Source organism: Synechococcus sp. MIT S9503 (assembly GCF_047304175.1).
In the GTDB taxonomy this organism is placed as follows: domain Bacteria; phylum Cyanobacteriota; class Cyanobacteriia; order PCC-6307; family Cyanobiaceae; genus Synechococcus_C.
Genome location: NZ_CP138955.1, coordinates 1,478,572 through 1,496,445 on the forward strand (window position 1 = coordinate 1,478,572; position 17,874 = coordinate 1,496,445).

Sequence of the window (17,874 nt, forward strand, 5' to 3'; positions counted from 1 at the left end):
GGAAAAATCGAGTCTTCACCTGCGGTTGCACGGGCAGGCTTAAGAATCTGGTTCGGCTGTCTCCGCCTCCTCCAGGGCATCCCTCAGCGAAGAGGTGAGGTTGTTGTCAGCCAGTTCGTCGTAGAGAAGGTCGAGACCGATCAGCACCCGCTCACGGTCGGACAGGTCACCGATGATCCGACGCACGGGAGGCGGCAGGATCTTGGAGAGAGTCGGGGTGGCAAGGATTTTGTCCTCCTCCGCGAGCTGTGGATTCTTAAGCACATCAATCACCTTCAGGGCGTAGACGCCCTTGAACTCCGTCTCGAGGATGTTGCGCAGTGTCTTGAGTGCCCTCATGGAGTTCGGCGTGTTGCCAGCCACGTAGAGCTTGAGGATGTAGGTCTTGCGTGGGCTCATGGGGCCACCTCCGGATCGGTGAGAACGCGACGTTCCCCGGCCGCAGGTGTCAGAGAGACCTCTGGAGGAATCGAACGTCGATACATCTCGCAGAGGTGAGCCATGACATCGAGCAGAGCGAGGCGATAGTCCTGAAGAAAATCGTTTTTATGCCCTTCAAGTCTGAGCTGCTTCCAGAAGTCGTCAATGAGATTCATGTGGATCTCCACAGCCCGGGTGATTGGCAGATCACCGAAGAAGGCGGTATTGACAAAACTTTCCAGCGCCTGGTTGGCTGCCGCTGGATCCCTGAAATAGCTGATCAGCAGATCCCGGTAGGTGCGCTGAAGTGACTGAACGAGATCACGCTGTTCATCGGGGGGCAAATTGGAGAGAAACCTTGATGGGTCCCGCTTGTAGAAAACGCCCAGGTAGCCGAGGCGCTCCTGCAGGCGACTGGACAGCTTCCAGGCACTGCCTTCCACGCCGGGCATGGCGTTCTGTTCGGCGCCGTCCTCAGGCCTGGCATCCTTCTGCCCCTGGCGCAGGAAGCGGGATATGGCGGCATCCACGTTGTAACCCAGCTGTTCCAGCTGATCGCCAGGCAGATGAACCTCTTCGGGGTGGTAATCAACCCGGCCCATCAGCTCACCAACCACAACGGCTGGGAACAGCAGACCCTCGGCGCTGAGGGCCTTCCGTGTCATGTCATCGAGCAGCGCCTGTTCGATGACAACAGCATCCACGCCTTCACGCTGCTGGGAGAGCAGCTCAACAAGCCCCTGACCGGACTCGACTGCACCGAGATCAACAGGCGAGTAACGATTCACCGGCAGCCATTGACGGCAGATATCCACAAGATTCCTCGTCTTGAGCAGCAAAGCGATCGTGAGTGCCGGACGAGCCATCCACCGCGACAGGGTCCTGAGCTGAATCTTGACGAAAGGGACTAAGAACAACGAAGATCTTTGTTTGTCTTTCGATTGCGGTTCAGGCCAAATCGGTTCGACCGAGCCTGACCGCGTCATTCAGTTCATGGCCGACACCAGTTCCAAAACCTCTGCAGCAGCCGATACTGGCGCCTACGCGATTGTCGAGGCATCGGGTCAGCAGTTCTGGCTGCAACCCAATCGTTATTACGATCTCGACCGACTCAATGCCGAGGTGGATGCGACTGTCACCCTCGACAACGTTCTCCTGGTGAAGGATGCCAAGGGCACCACGCTGGGCAAGCCCTTCGTCAAGGACGCCAGCGTTGAGCTCAAGGTGATGGCTCACCGTCGCGGTCCCAAGGTGATCGTTTACAAAATGCGTCCCAAGAAGAAGACCCGCCGCAAGAATGGACATCGTCAGGAGCTGACCAGAGTCATGGTTCAGTCGATCTCCGTCGATGGCAAAGCCATCAGCTGATCCCCGGATCACCGATAACCAAGTTTTTTCTCAACTTCCATCCCTCCCCATGGCTCATAAAAAAGGCACAGGCTCAACACGCAACGGCCGCGATTCCAATTCCAAACGTCTTGGCGTGAAGGCTTACGGCGGCGAATCCGTGACAGCTGGCTCGATCCTGATCCGTCAGCGCGGCACCTCGGTTCTGCCGGGTGTCAACGTTGGCCATGGCAAGGATGACACCCTCTTCGCACTGACCGATGGTGTGGTGAAGTTCGAATCGATTCGCCGCGGCCTCCGCAACCGCAAGCGGATCAACATCATCGCCGGCGTCTGAACAGAAGCTCCTATGCCGTCAATGGCGCCGTTCCGTGCTGAGCGCCAGACGGGTCGTGAACACCAAACCGATCAGCGTGAGCCCCAGAACAATCCATAGTCTGGGGCTTACTTCATGCAGTGCATGTTCAAGTTCGAGGGGCAGAGCCAGACCGAGAACAACCACCAGCAGCCATTCTCCCCAGCGCCGACCAAGCCAGGTAGCCCAGGCCGCAACCAGGATCAGGCCGGCATAGAGCCCGGAGACCAGAGCCAGACGCATCAGACGATTGGGGCCCAGCAGAGTTCCTTTCTCGGCGAGCGATGACAGGAACTGATGGTCCGACCTGCCCCAGGTCTCGGCGAAATCAGACAGCTGGGCGTAGTGAACATCTCCGAACATGGCGGCGAGACTGATCGCCAGCAGAACAGCTGCCAGTAGAAGCTTTTTAAGCACGATCAGGCGAATCAGCCAGCGGCTCCGGTCAACGGTCTGAGCCATCGATTGTTCAGATCAGAGATCCTTGAGCGGTCGGTAAACCCTTGTTGTGATCAGCAAGGGGTGAAACAGCTCAAGAAATCGACTCTGGAGACAGCGGAAGAACTCTTCCACCAGAGCCGGATCATCGAAATGAAAAGGATATTCACCGTTGTGCCCTTTGAAGAAATACCAGTTGAGAAGAGCCCGACCGCCCGGAGCGAGACGGCTGTGAAATTCCATCAGCTGCGCGGAGGGATCGGGAAGATGCTCCAGCACATCAAGACAAACCACGGTGTCGAAACTGCGACCGGGAAGACTGTCGAGGTCGCGATGAACGCTCAGACGCTCCTCAAGTCCCAGGCGCGCAGCACGGTCCTGCACGAACGCCCGGTTCTGAGGATTGAGATCCACAAACCACACATGCCTCACGCTCTCAAGGCCAGCGGCTGCCAGAGCATGGGTGCCGATACCGCCGCCGAAATCAAGCACATCCCCATGGGCGAACTGCTGCTGCAACCGCAGCGTGTCAGCGATGTAGTCGGAGCTGCTGAGATGCCAGGCCGCCAGCTCGAACAGGTGACCCGTCCCAACGGTGTCCTCATAGAAATCCGCAGCTCGCTCTGGATCGAAGGCTCCCGGATGCATCGCCGCCAGGTTCTCCGTGCTCTGGGGTAGTCGTTCGGCAACCTCCGCCGGCGAAAGCGACAGGTAGGAGGCCAGATGCTCCTTCACCGAAAAGCCACTGTCGAGAAAATCCTGAATGTCCATACCAGCGGAGACATTGAGTGGCTGCATCGACCATCAGGACGTGATCGGGCAAACCTACGCGCGTACCAGCGAGCGACAACGGCAAGGTGCCACAGTCGACTACCAGAACTGTCCGGCATCTTGACTGCGCTCATTGGCTTTGCCGTGATCGACAAGCCGGCGGGCCTCACCTCACAAGCATGCGTGGCTCGCATCCGACGGCTGCTCGGCATCCGCAGGGTGGGGCACGGTGGCACCCTTGATCCTGCGGTGACCGGGGTGCTGCCGATCGCCGTGGGGCAGGCGACACGGTTGTTGCCCTACCTGCCTGGCGAGAAGACCTATCGGGGTGTGATCCAACTGGGGATCACCACCAGCACCGACGATCTGCAGGGCGTGGAACTGTCCAGGGCAGCCGTGCCCGTTCTGTGCCCCGAAGCACTGGATCTGGCTCTTGACCGGTTCCGAGGCCCGATCTCCCAGCACCCGCCACAGGTCTCAGCCCTGCACGTGAACGGGGAGCGGGCGCATGCCAGGGCACGACGTGGAGAGGTGATGGAACTTCCGGCTCGGACCGTGACCATTCATCAACTGCATCTGCTGGGATGGAATGCCGCAGGCGCGCAGTTGAGCGTGGAGGTGCACTGCTCAGCAGGCACCTACATCCGTTCACTGGCCAGAGACCTAGGCGCATCACTTGGATGCGGAGGCTGTCTGGCCAGCCTCCGGCGCACCCAGGCGCTGGGATTTCATGATGACAAGGCCGTTCCTCTTCCCGATGCACCTGCGATCGTCGGTGAGGGCGCACTGGCTTTGCTGCCGCCCGAGCTGGCTTTGCCTCATCTGCCCCGACGGCTGCTGACACCGCACGAACAGCTCGACTGGAGCTATGGGCGCAGGATCACTCCAGGCATCGGAGAGTCCGCCGAAGCGGTGGTGATGCTCAGTGAAAGTGGACGAATGCTCGGGCTCGGCGTGCCCGATGAAGAGGATGGCCTGAGGCCCAAGCTGGTGTTCGAAGCCAGAGGTTGATGCTCCGAGCCCGGTCATTAGCTTTTGAACGGACGGGCGCCGATGCATCCGAATGGCAGGCCACAGCAAATGGTCCCAGATCAAACGCACCAAGGCGGTGGTGGATGCGAAACGAGGTGCGGTGTTCACCCGGATCGGTCGAGAAATCAGCGTGGCTGCCCGCCAAGGCAGTGACCCTGATGGCAATTTCCAGCTGCGCACGGCAATCGCCAAGGCCAAGGCCGCTGGCGTGCCGGCGGGCAACATCGAACGCGCCATCGCCAAGGGGTCCGGCCAGGGTGACGACGCGGCACACCTCGAGTCAATCCGCTACGAGGGCTATGGCCCAGGCGGCGTGGCTGTGCTGGTTGAGGCGCTGAGCGATAACCGCAACCGCACGGCAGCGGCAGTGCGTCTGGCCTTCAGCAAGCACGGTGGCAGCCTCGGGGAAAGCGGATGCGTGAGCTATCTGTTCCAGCACCGCAGTGAAGTGCGTCTCCAGAGCCCCGCGATCAACGAGGAAACATTGCTGGAATCCCTGCTCAGTCTGAATGCCGACGGATATGAGCTCCTGAGCGATGAAGAAGCTCTCGTGCACGGCCCGTTCGAAGCGCTCGAATCACTGCAGAAAGGACTCCGTGATCAGGGCTGGGCGGTCGCGGAGTGGTCGCATTGCTGGCAGCCGCTCACCCAGGTGACCCCCAATAACGAGGCGAGCAGTCGGCAGTGCCTGAAGTTGCTTGATGCTCTCGAGGAGCTCGATGACATCTGCAGTGTCAGCGCGAACCTCGAGCTGGATCAGGATCTGGGCAAGTGATCTGATCAATGGCTTCGCTGCTCAGCGCACCGATTGCAAGGTGCTCCAGCCGCCGCCACCGGGTGTTGCGATCAACAGTCGATCGCCGGCCTTCACAGCAAGCTGAACACAACCATCCAACACCCGAACCGTGCCGTCGGCACGGGTCAGCAGAGCCGTTCCTGTTGCCCCGGGTTGGCCTCCAGCAAGACCGAAAGGCGCCACATTTCTGGACCCTGAAAGCAGCGCCGCAGTCAACGGTTCCAGGAAGAGGAACTCCCGCAACAGGCCATCGCCTCCACACCAGCGACCGGCGCCGCCGCTGCCTTGACGGAATCCGAAGCGTTCCAGCCTCACAGGAAATCTCTGCTCAAGAATCTCCGGATCAGTGAGCCTGGAGTTGGTCATGTGCGTCTGCACACCACTCGAACCGGGGAATCCCTCGCCAGCGCCTCCTCCTCCGGCGATGGTCTCGTAATACTGCCTGCGCCCGTCCCCAAAGGTGAGGTTGTTCATCGTGCCCTGGGCAGCTGCCATCACTCCGAGCGATGCAAACAGAAGATTGCAGAGCGCCTGAGAGGTTTCCACATTGCCGGCGACCACTGCTGCCGGCGAGCGGGGATTGAGCAGGGATCCCTCCGGAACAACCAGGGTCAGCGGCCGGAAACAGCCGGCATTCATGGGGATCGGCTCCTCCACGAGACAACGGATCACGTAGAGAACGGCAGCCTTGGTCACCGCCAGCGGAGCGTGGAAGTTGTGCGTGGACTGGGCACTGGTTCCAGTGAAATCGAGTACGGCCTGTTGCCGTTTGTGATCCACCTGCAAGGCCAGCTTTAGCCTTGCGCCGTTGTCGAGCTGCACCTCGAAGGTTCTGTTCTGAAAACGGCCGATCAGGCGTTGAACTGTGGCTGCTGCATGGTCCTGAACATGCCGCAGATAGCGCCCGACACGTCGCGGCCCCTCGAGCTGCAGGAGCTGACCGAACAGTTCCGTTCCCAGATAGTTGGCAGCGGCCTGAGCCTGAAGGTCGGCCCAGAGCAGTTCCGGATCCCTCGGCGGCGATCTCAGACCCTGCAGACACTGGTTCCAGCCCTGACGATCCGGTGTTCCCCCGGCGCTCAACCAGTGGTTGCGCACCAGAAGGCCTTCCTGCTCGATGCTGGTGCTGAAAGGGGGCATGGAGCCTGGCGTCTGTCCGCCCACATCGGCGTGATGGCCGCGACAGGCCACGAAGGCGAAGGGATCCGGGTTCCCCTCCACGAAACAGGGAGTGATCGCGGTGATGTCGGGCAGATGGGTGCCGCCATGGAAGGGATCGTTACTGATCACGGTGTCGCCTGGCGCCAGCACCGGCCTCTCACCACGACGGATCTGCCCAAGCAGATCCTCGACTGCATCCCCCATCGAACCCAGATGCACAGGGATGTGGGGAGCATTGGCAACAAGAGCCCCCTCCGAGTCGAACAGAGCACAGGAGAAATCCAGTCGCTCGCGGATATTCACCGAGCGACTGGTCTGGCGAAGCCGTTCACCCATGCGCTCGGCAATCTGCATGAAACGGTGATGGAAGAGGCTGAGATCCACAGGGTCTGGCAGCGAATCCTCTTGGGAACTTGCGCCGCCGGTCCCGGCCCCGGCAGGCATCTCCCGATCGGCGATGGACACTGCCTCCAGAACCACACTGCCGTTGTCCAGCAGCCGGGCCATCCACCCCGGCTCGAGAACAATCCCTGCGGTGGGATCCAGGATCAACGCAGGACCCTGCAGTTGCTGATCACGTGGCAGCTGTCGACGCTCCAGCACGGGCACCTCACACCAGCCCTGGTTTTTCCAGTGAACAGTGGCCTGCTGAATCTGGTCCGATGAATCGGCAGCGATGCCACTGACATCGGCTGACCACTGACAGGCGTCATCTGCCACCACATCGAGCACCTCCACCTCCAGGCGTTCAGCAATCAGAGGGTCGGCATGCGGCGGGGCGTAGCCGAAGCGGCGCCGATGCGCCTCGTCGTACAGCGCTTCAAGCTGATGAACATCCAGATCGTGCACAGCGGATATCAGCGAGAGCGTCAATCCCTGTTCAGAGGAAGCGTCGCGGAGCTCCAGCCGAACGCGATGTTCCATCAGTTCCGGCGATGCCAGTGAGATCTGCCGCAAAGCCAGGGTTGCCTGATCAAGATCAGCACTGACCATGGCCGGCAGCCCACTCAGCAGCGCCGCATCCAGGGGACGGCGGATCGACCGCTGATGCAGCTGACGCTGACGGGCCTGCCCGAGTCCATAGGCCGAGAGCACCCCCGCCATGGGATGGAGCAAAACCTGATGCAGCCCGAGGGATTCGGCCAGTCGACAGGCAAGCTGCCCCGCTGCACCGCCATAGGCAATCAGCACCCCTCCGCGGATGTCATGCCCCCGGAACAGGGAGACCTGCCTGATCGCTCCTGCCATCACCTCGACGGCGAGGTCAAGAGCGCCTTCCGCCAGCTGCTCGGGCTCCTGACCCAGCTGTTGACCAAGCGCGTGAAAGCGCTCACGGGTCGCACGCAGATCCGGTGGTTGATTGCGATCCGGTCCAAACACGGCCGGAAAGGCCTCCACCTGCAGTCGACCCAGCAGCAGGTGAGCATCGGTGATGGCCAGGGGACCGCCCCGTCGATAGCAGGCTGGGCCGGGATCAGCGCCAGCCGAGCGTGGACCCACGGTGAGGCGGCCGCCATCGCAACCAATGATCGATCCACCTCCCGCTGCAACCGTATGGATCGGCAGACGGGATGCTGTGAGCTGCAGTCCTGCGATCTCTGTTTCTGCATTGCGTTCCCAGTCACGGTCCGCGGCTCCTGCAGGCAGACAGAACACATCGGTGCTCGTGCCGCCCATGTCCACGCCCACCAGGGCCGAAGCGCCCAGGCCTGACTGCTGAGCGGATGCAACGGCTCCGACCATGCCACCCGCCGGACCCGAAAGGATGGTGTCTTTCGCGAGCAGGGAGCTGGGGTGCTGCAGAGCTCCACTGGACGTCATCACCAAGAACCGGGTCTGGTCCCCCAACGCGGTTTTCACCTGATTCAGATATCGGGTGAGCACAGGCTTCACGGCTGCCTCCACCACGGTCGTCTGCCCCCTCGGCACCAGTCGCGGCAGAAGACCTGCCTGGTGGGAACAGATCACCGTGCTGAATCCGGCGGTTCTGGCCGCCTTCGCCAGCTCCCTTTCGTGGATGGGATCACGCCATGCATGCATCAGTGCAATGGCACAACAGCGAATGCCGGCCCGGTGATGTCGGGCAAGCCTCTGCCTCAACCCATCCTCGATCCGCAGGGCCTCCAACTCCCTGCCATCGGCATCCAGTCGGCAAGACACCTCCTCGACGACAGCGACAAGTGAAGGGGCAGGGGGAATGGCCAGCGCGAACAGGTCGCGTCGGTGCTGATCGCCGATTGACAGCAGGTCTCCCAGTCCGCGATTGGTCACGAGCAGAACTGGTTCACCCGCACCTTCGAGCAGTGCGTTGGTGGCAACGGTGGTACCCAGCCGCAGTTCCTCGATCAGTCCTGAATCGATCGGCTGATTCGGAGCAAGCCCCATCAGCTCACGGATGGCAGCCACGGCTGGATCCCCCGGCACCTCCGGCTGCACTGAAAGCACCTTGCGCACAAGCAGCTGACCTGTCGGATGACGTGCCACCAAATCGGTGAACGTGCCGCCGCGATCAATCCAGAATTGCCATCGGGTCAAGACAACAGCGGCAGATGGGCACTGGCCGCATCATCTACCCAGAGATGCACTCTGGGGTGCTGCTGAAGCCAGCTGGCGGGAACCTCGGCGCTGCAGGGATCAAGCAAAGCAGTGCGCAGGATCTCAGCCTTGGCGGAACCGGTGACGATCAGATGAATCTCGTCGGCGGCGAGAATCTCATCAAGACCGAGGGTGATCGCCCGCTCGGGCACCCGGTCGGGATCTCCTCCGAAAGCACCGGCATTCTGAATTCGCGTGGCTGGCTGAAGGGTCACCACCCTGCAGCCACAGCCGGCAGGTGATGGGGGTTCATTGAAACCCACATGACCGTTGCCGCCGAGCCCCAGCAACTGAAGACCGATGCCCCCTGCCTCCTGAACAGCTGCTGCATAGCGTCGGGCCTCTTCAGATGGATCGCCGGCGCTGCCGTCCGGCAGACAAAGCTGTTGGGGGGCAAGCTCGAGAGGGCGACCCAGCTGAGCCTGCATGTAGGAAGCGAAGCTGTGCTCATCAGCCGACGTCAGCCCCACATATTCATCCAGATTGAAACTCAACCAGCGGCGCTTGAGCAGCGCGAGACGCGACGCCGGCCATGCGGAAAGACGCTGTACAAAGGTCCCGTAGAAGGGCTCCATGGTTCTGCCCGTCGCGAGCCCTAGTGGTTTGAAACGCTCCTGCTCCAGAACCGAGTCGAGGTGAACCATCACGTGGTCGACAAGCGCCTGCATCAGCGCATCCGGTTCCGGACGGCGCTGGACCACAAGCCTGGACAGAAACTGAGGCACGCAGTGATCGCGGCAGTTCAACCCTTCAAGGCTGGCTCCGAAGGGGTGCTGAATGCCACTGCTGGATCATCCGCAGGCTGATAAGGCCTGATCGTTGCGCCGCGGTAATAGTGGCGAAGAATGTCGCGGAAACCAGCTCCTTGGCTGGCCAGACCATGGGCACCCCACTGGCTCATGCCAACGCCGTGTCCATAGCCCCGGCCCTGTGCTTCCAGCACGATCAAATCGCTTGAAACTCGCTCGCCGCGGGTGGATGTCTGACTGCGTGCCCTGCTCCAGTCACTCACCGGAGGAGGAGGAGAGGAAGGAGCAAGAACGGAATCTCCGGCTGCAACAGTGGCCGAGCGGCTGCTGATGCCGCTGGCGGAATCACGCCAGTAGCCGATCAACGGTGGAGTCGATTCGGAGACAGACTTCCCTGATCTGGGAGACTCCGACGCGAGAGCGGGTTCGTCCTGCAGCAGAGAGAAGCGCACCATGGTGCTCTTCAGGCCAAGACGTTGACGCAGCTGACGGCCTGTGAGCACCAATGACCCGCTTGGGCCTTGAATCCGAGCCGAGCGCACCCTGCCCGTGGAACTGGTGCTGAGAACGTGCAGCCCTTGAACTCCGCCGGTCTCCTTGAAGCGACGGCGCAGATCGCCGGCCTCGAAACGCTGATTCCAGCGGTGCACTGGACTGTGCTGGTCGTGATCTCTGACACTCACGAGGTAGGGCAGCTGGTTTTGCCAGACCTCGCCACTGGGCTCGGTCGCTCCCCCTGAACTGCTGTGAAACACCGCATTGATCAGGCGCCCGTTGTGCACCAGAACGAGCGAGCGGGTTGTCTCCACCGCTTTCCGGGTTCTCGGAGTTTCTGATTCGATCCCCTTATAGACCTGGCTGCTCACCGTGGCCTTCACATCGAAATCCCCCTTGCCTCTGCGTTGTCGCAGGGCATAGGTACGAGCTGCTACGGCCTGGGCTTGAAGCGCTGCCAGGGGCCACTTGGCAGGCATTTCACTGCCGACAACACTGGGCAGATACGTCTCGATGCCCAGCTGATTGACTGCCTGGATCCTGCCGTTGCGGATCAGCAGCAACAGATCTCCGTGATAACGCCGCTGTCCTAGCCAGATGCCGCGTGGATCACTCGAGCTGATCCGCAGTGAGCGATGGCCCTCTCCTCCTCCATCTGTCAGCGCCAGACGATCACCACGCACGCGAACCCGCAGACGCTGAAAACTCCTATCGCGCCTTCCGAGGCCATGAACCCGAAGCGGCTGATCGCCATCAGATCGAAGCATCAGCTCAGAACCTTCCGCCACCAGAACGCGCATCTGCGGCTCCTCGGCAGTGACCGCTGACCTTGGTTCAGAGATCAGGGCAAGAACGACCATGGGCAGCACAAGCGCTGCCCTGCTGAATCCACGACCAGAGGAGAGGTTTAGGAACACTCGTCAGTCAACGGTCGCTCAGTGTGCCCCGCCCAGCGGACTGCAGCCAGGCCTTCATGGCAGATTGACCATTGAGCCCACCATGCCGTGCAGGTCACCTTTCTCGGCACCAGTTCTGGAGTCCCGACCCGGGCCCGCAACGTTTCAGCGGTGGCAGTGCGGCTTGCTCAGCGTTCGGAACTCTGGCTGTTCGATTGCGGAGAGGGCACTCAGCATCAGTTTCTGCGCAGCGACTTGAGGCTTTCGCAGCTGCGAAGGATCTTCATCACCCACATGCACGGCGACCATGTCTTTGGTCTTCCAGGTCTGCTGGCCAGCCTGGGGCTGAGCGGAAGCAGTGGTGGGGTTGATCTCTATGGCCCCGATCCCCTCGGGAGTTATCTCGAAGGAGTGTTGCGCACCAGCTCAACCCGTATTGGATACCCCCTCAACGTGCATCAGGTGCGCGATGCAGCTGAAGCGGATCGCCTTGTTTTCGAGGACGACGATCTCACCGTGCGGGCGACACCCCTGCACCATCGTGTTCCTGCCTATGCCTACCGCGTTGAGGAAAAGCCGAAGCCAGGTCGCTTTGACATCAACAAGGCTCGGGAGATGGAGATCCCACCGGGACCTGTCTATGCCGCCCTGAAACGGGGCGAAACGGTGACGCTGGATGACGGAAGGAGCATTGACGGCACAACCTTGTGTGGACCGCAGCGGGCAGGAGCGAGCATCGTTTATTGCACCGACACCGTGTTCTGCGAAGCAGCCGTGACCCTGGCCAAGGGCGCGGATCTGCTCATCCATGAGTCAACGTTTTCCCATTCCGAGGCCGACATGGCCTTCCAGCGACAGCACTCCACCAGCACGATGGCGGCACAGACCGCGGCGGAAGCGGGGGTCAGTCAGCTCATTCTCACCCACCTAAGCCCCCGCTATGCACCTGGGAACGCTGTGACCGCAGACGATCTGCTTTCGGAAGCCAGAGCGATTTTCCCGAACACAATCCTTGCCAAGGACTTCCTTTGCGTCGATGTGCACGCATCGGAACGGATCGCATGCTGCAACAGTTCGTGATCCTTGAAGCCTGGTGGGCGTTATTTTGATACTGCAGCGTGATACAAGAGCTTGGTGCGATGTATCCATCGGTCTCTGGCATCCTTCATGGCCCCTTTTCTCCTCAACCTGCAACAGTCGCTGAGTCGACTGCTGATTGCCCTGCCGATGATGGCTGTGCTGATGATCAGCTCACCCGCTCAGGCCGCTCAATGGGATACCGAGACACTCACCGTTCCCTCTGATTCGGATGGCACCGCAGTCACCTTCAGCGAACAACAGGTGAAGGCAGGTCGCAAGGTGTTCAACACCAGCTGCGGGACCTGTCACGCCGGAGGCATCACGAAGACCAACCACAACGTTGGCCTCGATCCGGAAACCTTGGCGCTGGCCACGCCATCGCGCAACAACATCGCGGCATTGGTGGACTACCTGCAGGACCCCACCTCCTATGACGGCGAGTACAGCATTGCCGACCTTCACCCCAGCATGCGCAGCCGCGACCTGTATCCGGCGATGCGTGACCTCACCGATGAGGATCTGCAACTGATGTCGGCCTACATCCTTGTGGCCCCGAAGGTGCTCGGCCAGGAATGGGGCGGCGGCAAGATCTACTTCTGATGCGTGCGTGACGAAAAAGCCATCAAGCACGGCCTGAAACAGCTGGGGACCCTGTCAAGGCGAGGCCTCCCGATCACAAACAGAGAGACAAGTCGAAGCAGTCAGGGCGCAAGATTGCTGGCATCCATCGAACGTGGTCGACGGCTGTACCACCATTCCTGCATGTCGGAACTGAAACGCTGCGGGAACAGTGTCAGCACAGTGATCGTTGGCCTGGATCCGGGTTGCAGCAGTTCAACCGAGTAAGAGGGGCATCGACGCGATGCCATGTCCGCCACGAAGCGACGACCGACACGTCGCCAGCTTGGCTCCTTGCTGCGCCAGGCCAGGCGGCAGCAAGGCCACGGCAGCTCTTCGCGGTCATAGAGTCGGCAGCAGGGGCCGATCACACGAAAGCTGTACTGACCACCAGGGCTGGTATGCACCGATCCGTGATCCAGCAAACCTTCCACTTCAGGACTCAGCGGGGCAGCGGGAACGGCGGTCATCGGCAGGGAAGCCAGTCGCACCACACTGACAGCAAAAAGCCACCCCTGGGGGAGGGTGGCATCGGAGTGTCTCCCTGAATCCGAAGATCGAACCGCAACAGCTCAGTAGAGCTCTTCCTCCGCGTGGGTCTTGATGGTGCAGTCAGACGTGGGGTAGGCGACGCAGGTCAGCACGAAACCGGCTTCGATCTGGTCATCGTCCAGGAAGCTCTGATCGGACTGGTCAACTGTTCCAGAGGTGATCTTGCCGGCGCAGGTTGAGCAGGCTCCGGCACGGCAGGAATACGGCAGGTCAATGCCCTGCTCTTCAGCGGCGTCGAGGATGTATTGGTCGTCGGGAACCTCGATGGTCTTGTTGAGACCTTCGCTTTCGGCGACAAGGGTGACCTTGTAGGAAGCCATGAATGAAGTGAATTTACAGAGGCTCGTAACAAACGAGCCTGCCGGACTGATCATTTCTACATCGCCAAGGCGTCAAGACGCACGGTTTGCACCCTGTCGCCATGTACATCCAATCAAAGCAGAGACATCTATAAGGCCCGCTTATCAAGGTTAACGCTGAATTTCAAGCAACCCCCACCGGGCTTGCTCGGCAAGCGGTCGAACCTTCCATCCCAGGCCTTCCAGCACGGCCGTGAGCCTGGGAGCCTGTTCCACAAGCAATCCGCTGAGAAGTCCCCGTCCTCCTGGACGCAGAACCGCTTCGAAGTGAGGCGCGAGAGCCTCGATCACCGGCGCCAGGATGTTGCAGAGAAGTAGATCAGCCGGCTGCTGTGCAAGCAGGTTCTGCAGCACCTCCACCGAACCCTGCCTGACACGGAGTGCATCCGCTGACAAACCGTTCAGCGCTGCGTTGTCGGCTGTGGCGCTGACAGCCAGGGAATCCGTGTCCACTGCCAGCACCTTACGGGCTCCCAGTGCGATGGCTGCCAGCCCGAGAACGCCGCTTCCGCAGCCCAGATCCGCGACCCGCATGGTTGCAGGCGGCTGTTGTTCGAGGGCTTCTAGACAGAGTCTGGTGGTGGGATGACTTCCAGTGCCGAAGGCACTGCCTGGATCCATCTTCAAAACGAGTCGCTGGGCGTGTTCCTCAGGAACTCCGAGCCAGGCCGGGAGAATCAGCAGCATCTGCCCCACGGGGTCAGGTTGCCAGTGCTGTTTCCAGCTGCGACTCCAGTCTTCGTCGGCCAGTTCGTCCCAGACCGGCTGGGCCAATGTCTGGCCGAAGGTCAAGGCCAGAGGGGCGAGGCTGCTGAACAGTTCGATCCGCTGATCCTCGGGCCATTCATGGGCAGGCAACCAGGCCAGAAGGGTGCGCTGATCCGGAGATTCAGGTGCATGCTGAATGGCAACGCGATGCAGACCGAGATCATTCAGCTTCCAGAGAAGCGACTCCTCCAGCTCAGCCTCTACCGGCAGTGACAGGCGCCACCACATCACAACGTGACGGGGTGAGCTTCCTGAATCCCGTTGATGCCGTTGATGGTGGCCAGGAGTGCAGGCGGAATCGGGTCATCGATGCTGAGCACCATCACGGCGTCGCCACGCACGATCCTGCGACCCACCTGCATTGAGGCGATGTTCACGTTGTGCTCGCCGAGCAGAGAGCCGAGGTGGCCGATGATCCCGGGCATGTCCCGGTGACGGGTGAACAGCATGTGCCGACTCGGCGGCACGTTCACTGGGAATTCATCAATGGTTGTGACGCGCAGTTCGCCATCGGCGAACACCGCGCCCGTGACGCTGTGACCTCCCTGGCCACCGCGGGTGGTGAGCTGCAGGGATCCACCGGCGAAATCCCGACTGGCATCATCCTTGACTTCCAGAACGTGAATCCCTCGCCCCTTGGCTTCGAGCGAAGCGTTCACGTAGTTGATGCGTTCTCCGAGCGCGCTGGTGAGCAGTCCCTTCAGGGCTGCCACCACAAGCGGTTGGGAGGGGTGATTGGCGAACTCGCCCTGCAGTCGGACCTCCAGCTCCTGAACCTGTCCGCCGCTCAGCTGACTCACCAGCAAGCCAAGGGTTTCCGCAAGTTGCAGATGGGGCTTCAAACGCTCCATGATCTCGGCACTGAGGCCGGGGATGTTGACGGCACTGCGAGCAGGCAGTCCGAGCAGAACATCACGGATCTGCTCGGCGACGTCGGTGGCCACATTTTCCTGGGCTTCCTCGGTGGAAGCTCCGAGATGAGGCGTCAGCACCAGCCCGCGCTCAACGGCACGCAATGGAGAATCCTGGTCCAGTGGTTCAGAGGCGAACACATCGAGACCGGCACCGGCGATCACGCCACTGTCAATGGCTTCTGCAATCGCCGCTTCATCAACGATGCCCCCTCGCGCGCAGTTCACGATCCTTGCCGTTGGCTTCATTGTGCGGAGCAGCTCCGCATTGACGAGATTCTCGGTGTCAGGCGTTCGGGGAATATGCAGAGTGATGTAGTCAGCCTGTCGGAACAGATCCTCCAGGGTCGTGAGCCGCACCTGCATCTGCTGAGCCCGGTCCGCCGAAATGAAGGGGTCGAAGGCGATCACCTCCATACCCATGGCCTTGGCCACCTTGGCCACGTGGGAGCCGATCTTGCCCAGCCCGACAACCCCGAGCACCTTTTTATAGAGCTCATTGCCGACATACTTTTTGCGGTCCCAGGATCCGGCTCGCATCGAGGCATGCGCCTGAGGAACGTGTCGGGATAGAGACAGCAACAGTGCCAGCGCATGTTCCGCTGCAGCGATCGTGTTGCCCTCGGGTGAATTGACAACCAGCACACCCCGTTGGGTGGCGGCCGGGACATCCACGTTGTCCACACCCACACCGGCGCGACCGATGATGCGCAGACGATCAGCAACCTCGATCACGTCCGCGGTGACCTGGGTGCCGGAGCGGATCATCAGAGCGTCATAGTCGCCGATGATCGACTTCAGCTCATCCGCAGACAGGCCCGTCCGCTGGTCCACCTGAGCCACCTGCCCGAGGATGTCGATCCCCGCCTGATCAATGGGGTCTGAAACGAGAACTTTGGTCATCCAGCGGCGGATAGAAAGCCGTCCAGCACTTTAGAGATCGGCCCGAAAATCACTGTTGACGAGGTCGTTCAGCAAGCTGATTCAACTGCCCCGCCAACCGGTTTCCGCAGCCCCCTGGATTGCCATGGAGAATGGCACTCCGCACCGCTCCAGCCATGCCCGTCTGCGTCCTGGTTCTCAAGGAACGCGCCTCAGCCGAGACACTGGTCCAGAACCTTCAGGATTCAGGCACACCGCTCATGCGCGTCGCGCTGGTGGCACCCGAGGACTCGCAAGACAGCGAGGGGACGCTTAAGGCGGAGCGGATGGACAGCGTTGATCTGCTGAACCCGAACATGGCCCGCAGCCGCCGCCAGCGTTCGATGTCCCGCTGGCTGATGCCCTTCGGCTTCATGGCGGGACTGACCTTCACGCAGATCACCACCCTCGACACCTTTGCACGCTTCGGTGCCGTCGGCGAGGCACTGATCGGCGGCCTGCTCGGGCTGGGATCAGGCCTGATGGGAAGCTACGCCGCTGCAGCAAGCGTTCCCTCTGACAACGAGGACGGTGTGCGAATTCTGCGCAACCGGCACAACGAACAGTTCTGGTTGCTGCTGCTGGAGACACGTGCAGGTCTTGAAGTCCCCTGGCAGCTGGTTCAGAAGGTGCGGCCACAGCAGGTTGTCCGCCTGAGCGAGCTGTGAGTCTTGACCGTGCTCCACTGCTGAGCGGAATCGCTGATCCGGAGTCGATGCATCGCCTGATCGACCAGGCGGAAACGGTGCTGCGGACCTGGCAGCCAAGCTGGAGCCCTTTCCTGAGCGGCCCTGAACTGGAGGATTCCCGTCGTCTGGAGTCGCTGACTGAACTGCGACTGGTCCGCGACGGTGGCAGACCTGGAACCGAGCGCTGCCGCTTGCAGCTCAGCCGCAGCGATCAGGAGCTGCAACCTGAACTGACACCGATCTCAGGCTTGCGACTCGAAGGGAATTTCCTGTTCGATCGCGCTGAACCGGAAGACATGCGCCAGGCGCTGATTGACCTCGGGGTGACGGCCGATGGAATCGGGGATCTCTGGCTTCGCGGCGATCGCGGTGCCCAGGCGGTCTGCACACCTGACGCAGCAGACCATCTCAACGGTCAGACCGGCAGAGTCCGTGAAGTGACCCTGACGTTGGAGGCGGTGTCGATCGACAGCCTTCAATGGCCTGCGCAGCGGCTGCCGAAACGGTTCATCAGTGTGGAGGCATCCCGCCGACTCGACGCCATCGCATCCGCCGGTTTCGGCCTCTCCCGATCCAAGGTGACTCGACAGATTCGTGAAGGAAGGCTGAGGCTCAACTGGCATCCTGTCCGGCAGGCGAGTCGAGATCTGAATATCGGCGACAGACTGCAGCTTCAGGACCGCGGCAGTGTGGAAGTGCTGAACCTCGAACTGACAAAGCGCGATCGCTGGCGAGTGGAGATGCTGCGCCGATGAGCTGCTAATTTCAGTCGCATCCGGTTGGGGTGCGCTCAACCGTCACCGCAGATTCTCTGAAGGGTGAAATTGCGGGCGATTAGCTCAGAGGTAGAGCACTACCTTGACACGGTAGGAGTCACTGGTTCGATTCCAGTATCGCCCATTCCCCTCGTGTGAAGAGGAC

Annotated in this window: 19 protein-coding genes and 1 tRNA gene; 9 read left to right on the plus strand and 11 right to left on the minus strand. The window is 61.1% G+C overall.

Annotated elements, in window-relative coordinates:
* Positions 1-39 precede the first annotated feature (39 nt).
* Positions 40-399 (minus strand): circadian clock protein KaiB, encoded by a 360-nt coding sequence (gene kaiB / locus SIB56_RS08495; protein WP_413323538.1) that lies wholly within the window; start codon positions 397-399, stop codon positions 40-42.
* Positions 396-1,286 (minus strand): circadian clock protein KaiA, encoded by an 891-nt coding sequence (locus SIB56_RS08500; protein ID WP_413323539.1) that lies wholly within the window; start codon positions 1,284-1,286, stop codon positions 396-398. The genes kaiB and SIB56_RS08500 overlap by 4 nt, the downstream gene beginning before the upstream one ends.
* A 127-nt stretch (positions 1,287-1,413) precedes the next feature.
* Between SIB56_RS08500 and rplU the strand changes: the two genes are divergently transcribed.
* A complete protein-coding gene (gene rplU / locus SIB56_RS08505; protein ID WP_413323540.1) occupies positions 1,414-1,788 on the plus strand; it encodes a 50S ribosomal protein L21 in 375 nt (124 codons plus the stop codon).
* A gap of 49 nt (positions 1,789-1,837) precedes the next feature.
* Positions 1,838-2,104, plus strand: a complete 267-nt coding sequence (gene rpmA / locus SIB56_RS08510; RefSeq protein WP_413323541.1) for a 50S ribosomal protein L27 — start codon at positions 1,838-1,840, stop codon at positions 2,102-2,104.
* Between the two features lie 18 nt (positions 2,105-2,122).
* Here rpmA and SIB56_RS08515 read toward each other — a convergent pair whose 3' ends face one another.
* Together SIB56_RS08515 and SIB56_RS08520 are read right to left on the minus strand one after the other, a co-directional pair.
* Positions 2,123-2,584, minus strand: a complete 462-nt coding sequence (locus tag SIB56_RS08515) for a DUF2127 domain-containing protein (protein WP_413323542.1) — start codon at positions 2,582-2,584, stop codon at positions 2,123-2,125.
* Between the two features lie 12 nt (positions 2,585-2,596).
* Complete coding sequence (locus SIB56_RS08520) at positions 2,597-3,358, minus strand: class I SAM-dependent methyltransferase (protein WP_413323543.1); 762 nt, start codon at positions 3,356-3,358, stop codon at positions 2,597-2,599.
* 93 nt (positions 3,359-3,451) lie between these two features.
* Between SIB56_RS08520 and truB the strand changes: the two genes are divergently transcribed.
* Both truB and SIB56_RS08530 read left to right on the plus strand, forming a co-directional pair.
* On the plus strand, positions 3,452-4,342 hold the full coding sequence (truB, locus tag SIB56_RS08525) for a tRNA pseudouridine(55) synthase TruB (RefSeq protein ID WP_413323544.1): 891 nt from the start codon (positions 3,452-3,454) through the stop codon (positions 4,340-4,342).
* A gap of 52 nt (positions 4,343-4,394) precedes the next feature.
* Positions 4,395-5,138: a YebC/PmpR family DNA-binding transcriptional regulator gene (locus tag SIB56_RS08530; RefSeq protein ID WP_413323545.1), complete on the plus strand. Its 744-nt coding sequence runs from the start codon at positions 4,395-4,397 to the stop codon at positions 5,136-5,138.
* A gap of 21 nt (positions 5,139-5,159) precedes the next feature.
* Here the strand turns inward: SIB56_RS08530 and SIB56_RS08535 are convergent, their stop codons facing one another.
* Genes SIB56_RS08535 through SIB56_RS08545 form a run of 3 tightly spaced genes read right to left on the minus strand, consistent with a single transcriptional unit; the run spans position 5,160 to position 11,019 of the window.
* The gene (locus tag SIB56_RS08535; protein WP_413323546.1) at positions 5,160-8,855 is read right to left on the minus strand and encodes a hydantoinase B/oxoprolinase family protein; all 3,696 of its coding nucleotides are present in this window, start codon (positions 8,853-8,855) and stop codon (positions 5,160-5,162) included.
* A complete protein-coding gene (locus tag SIB56_RS08540; protein WP_413323547.1) occupies positions 8,852-9,640 on the minus strand; it encodes a glucosamine-6-phosphate deaminase in 789 nt (262 codons plus the stop codon). Before SIB56_RS08540 ends, SIB56_RS08535 begins: the two co-directional genes overlap by 4 nt.
* A gap of 17 nt (positions 9,641-9,657) precedes the next feature.
* Positions 9,658-11,019, minus strand: coding sequence for a SpoIID/LytB domain-containing protein (locus tag SIB56_RS08545; protein WP_413323548.1), 1,362 nt, complete (start codon positions 11,017-11,019; stop codon positions 9,658-9,660).
* Positions 11,020-11,163: 144 nt separating this feature from the next.
* On the opposite strand from SIB56_RS08545, the gene rnz reads away from it, so the two are divergent.
* Complete coding sequence (gene rnz, locus SIB56_RS08550) at positions 11,164-12,135, plus strand: ribonuclease Z (protein ID WP_413323549.1); 972 nt, start codon at positions 11,164-11,166, stop codon at positions 12,133-12,135.
* A gap of 87 nt (positions 12,136-12,222) precedes the next feature.
* Positions 12,223-12,735 (plus strand): photosystem II cytochrome c-550, encoded by a 513-nt coding sequence (gene psbV / locus SIB56_RS08555; RefSeq protein WP_413323550.1) that lies wholly within the window; start codon positions 12,223-12,225, stop codon positions 12,733-12,735.
* 101 nt (positions 12,736-12,836) lie between these two features.
* On the opposite strand, the gene SIB56_RS08560 is transcribed toward psbV, so the two are convergent.
* The 4 genes from SIB56_RS08560 to serA form a co-directional block, all read right to left on the minus strand.
* Positions 12,837-13,223 (minus strand): hypothetical protein, encoded by a 387-nt coding sequence (locus tag SIB56_RS08560; RefSeq protein ID WP_413323551.1) that lies wholly within the window; start codon positions 13,221-13,223, stop codon positions 12,837-12,839.
* A gap of 102 nt (positions 13,224-13,325) precedes the next feature.
* Positions 13,326-13,625, minus strand: coding sequence for a ferredoxin (locus SIB56_RS08565; RefSeq protein WP_115019479.1), 300 nt, complete (start codon positions 13,623-13,625; stop codon positions 13,326-13,328).
* 150 nt (positions 13,626-13,775) lie between these two features.
* On the minus strand, positions 13,776-14,660 hold the full coding sequence (gene prmA / locus SIB56_RS08570; protein ID WP_413323552.1) for a 50S ribosomal protein L11 methyltransferase: 885 nt from the start codon (positions 14,658-14,660) through the stop codon (positions 13,776-13,778).
* Positions 14,660-16,246: a phosphoglycerate dehydrogenase gene (gene serA / locus SIB56_RS08575; RefSeq protein ID WP_413323553.1), complete on the minus strand. Its 1,587-nt coding sequence runs from the start codon at positions 16,244-16,246 to the stop codon at positions 14,660-14,662. Before serA ends, prmA begins: the two co-directional genes overlap by 1 nt.
* A 155-nt stretch (positions 16,247-16,401) precedes the next feature.
* On the opposite strand from serA, the gene SIB56_RS08580 reads away from it, so the two are divergent.
* The 3 genes from SIB56_RS08580 (at position 16,402) to SIB56_RS08590 (ending at position 17,853) form a co-directional block, all read left to right on the plus strand.
* Positions 16,402-16,932, plus strand: coding sequence for a hypothetical protein (locus SIB56_RS08580; protein WP_413327243.1), 531 nt, complete (start codon positions 16,402-16,404; stop codon positions 16,930-16,932).
* Complete coding sequence (locus tag SIB56_RS08585) at positions 16,929-17,708, plus strand: photosystem II S4 domain protein (protein WP_413323554.1); 780 nt, start codon at positions 16,929-16,931, stop codon at positions 17,706-17,708. Before SIB56_RS08580 ends, SIB56_RS08585 begins: the two co-directional genes overlap by 4 nt.
* Before the next feature lie 73 nt (positions 17,709-17,781).
* A tRNA-Val gene (locus SIB56_RS08590) sits at positions 17,782-17,853 on the plus strand.
* Positions 17,854-17,874 lie beyond the last annotated feature (21 nt).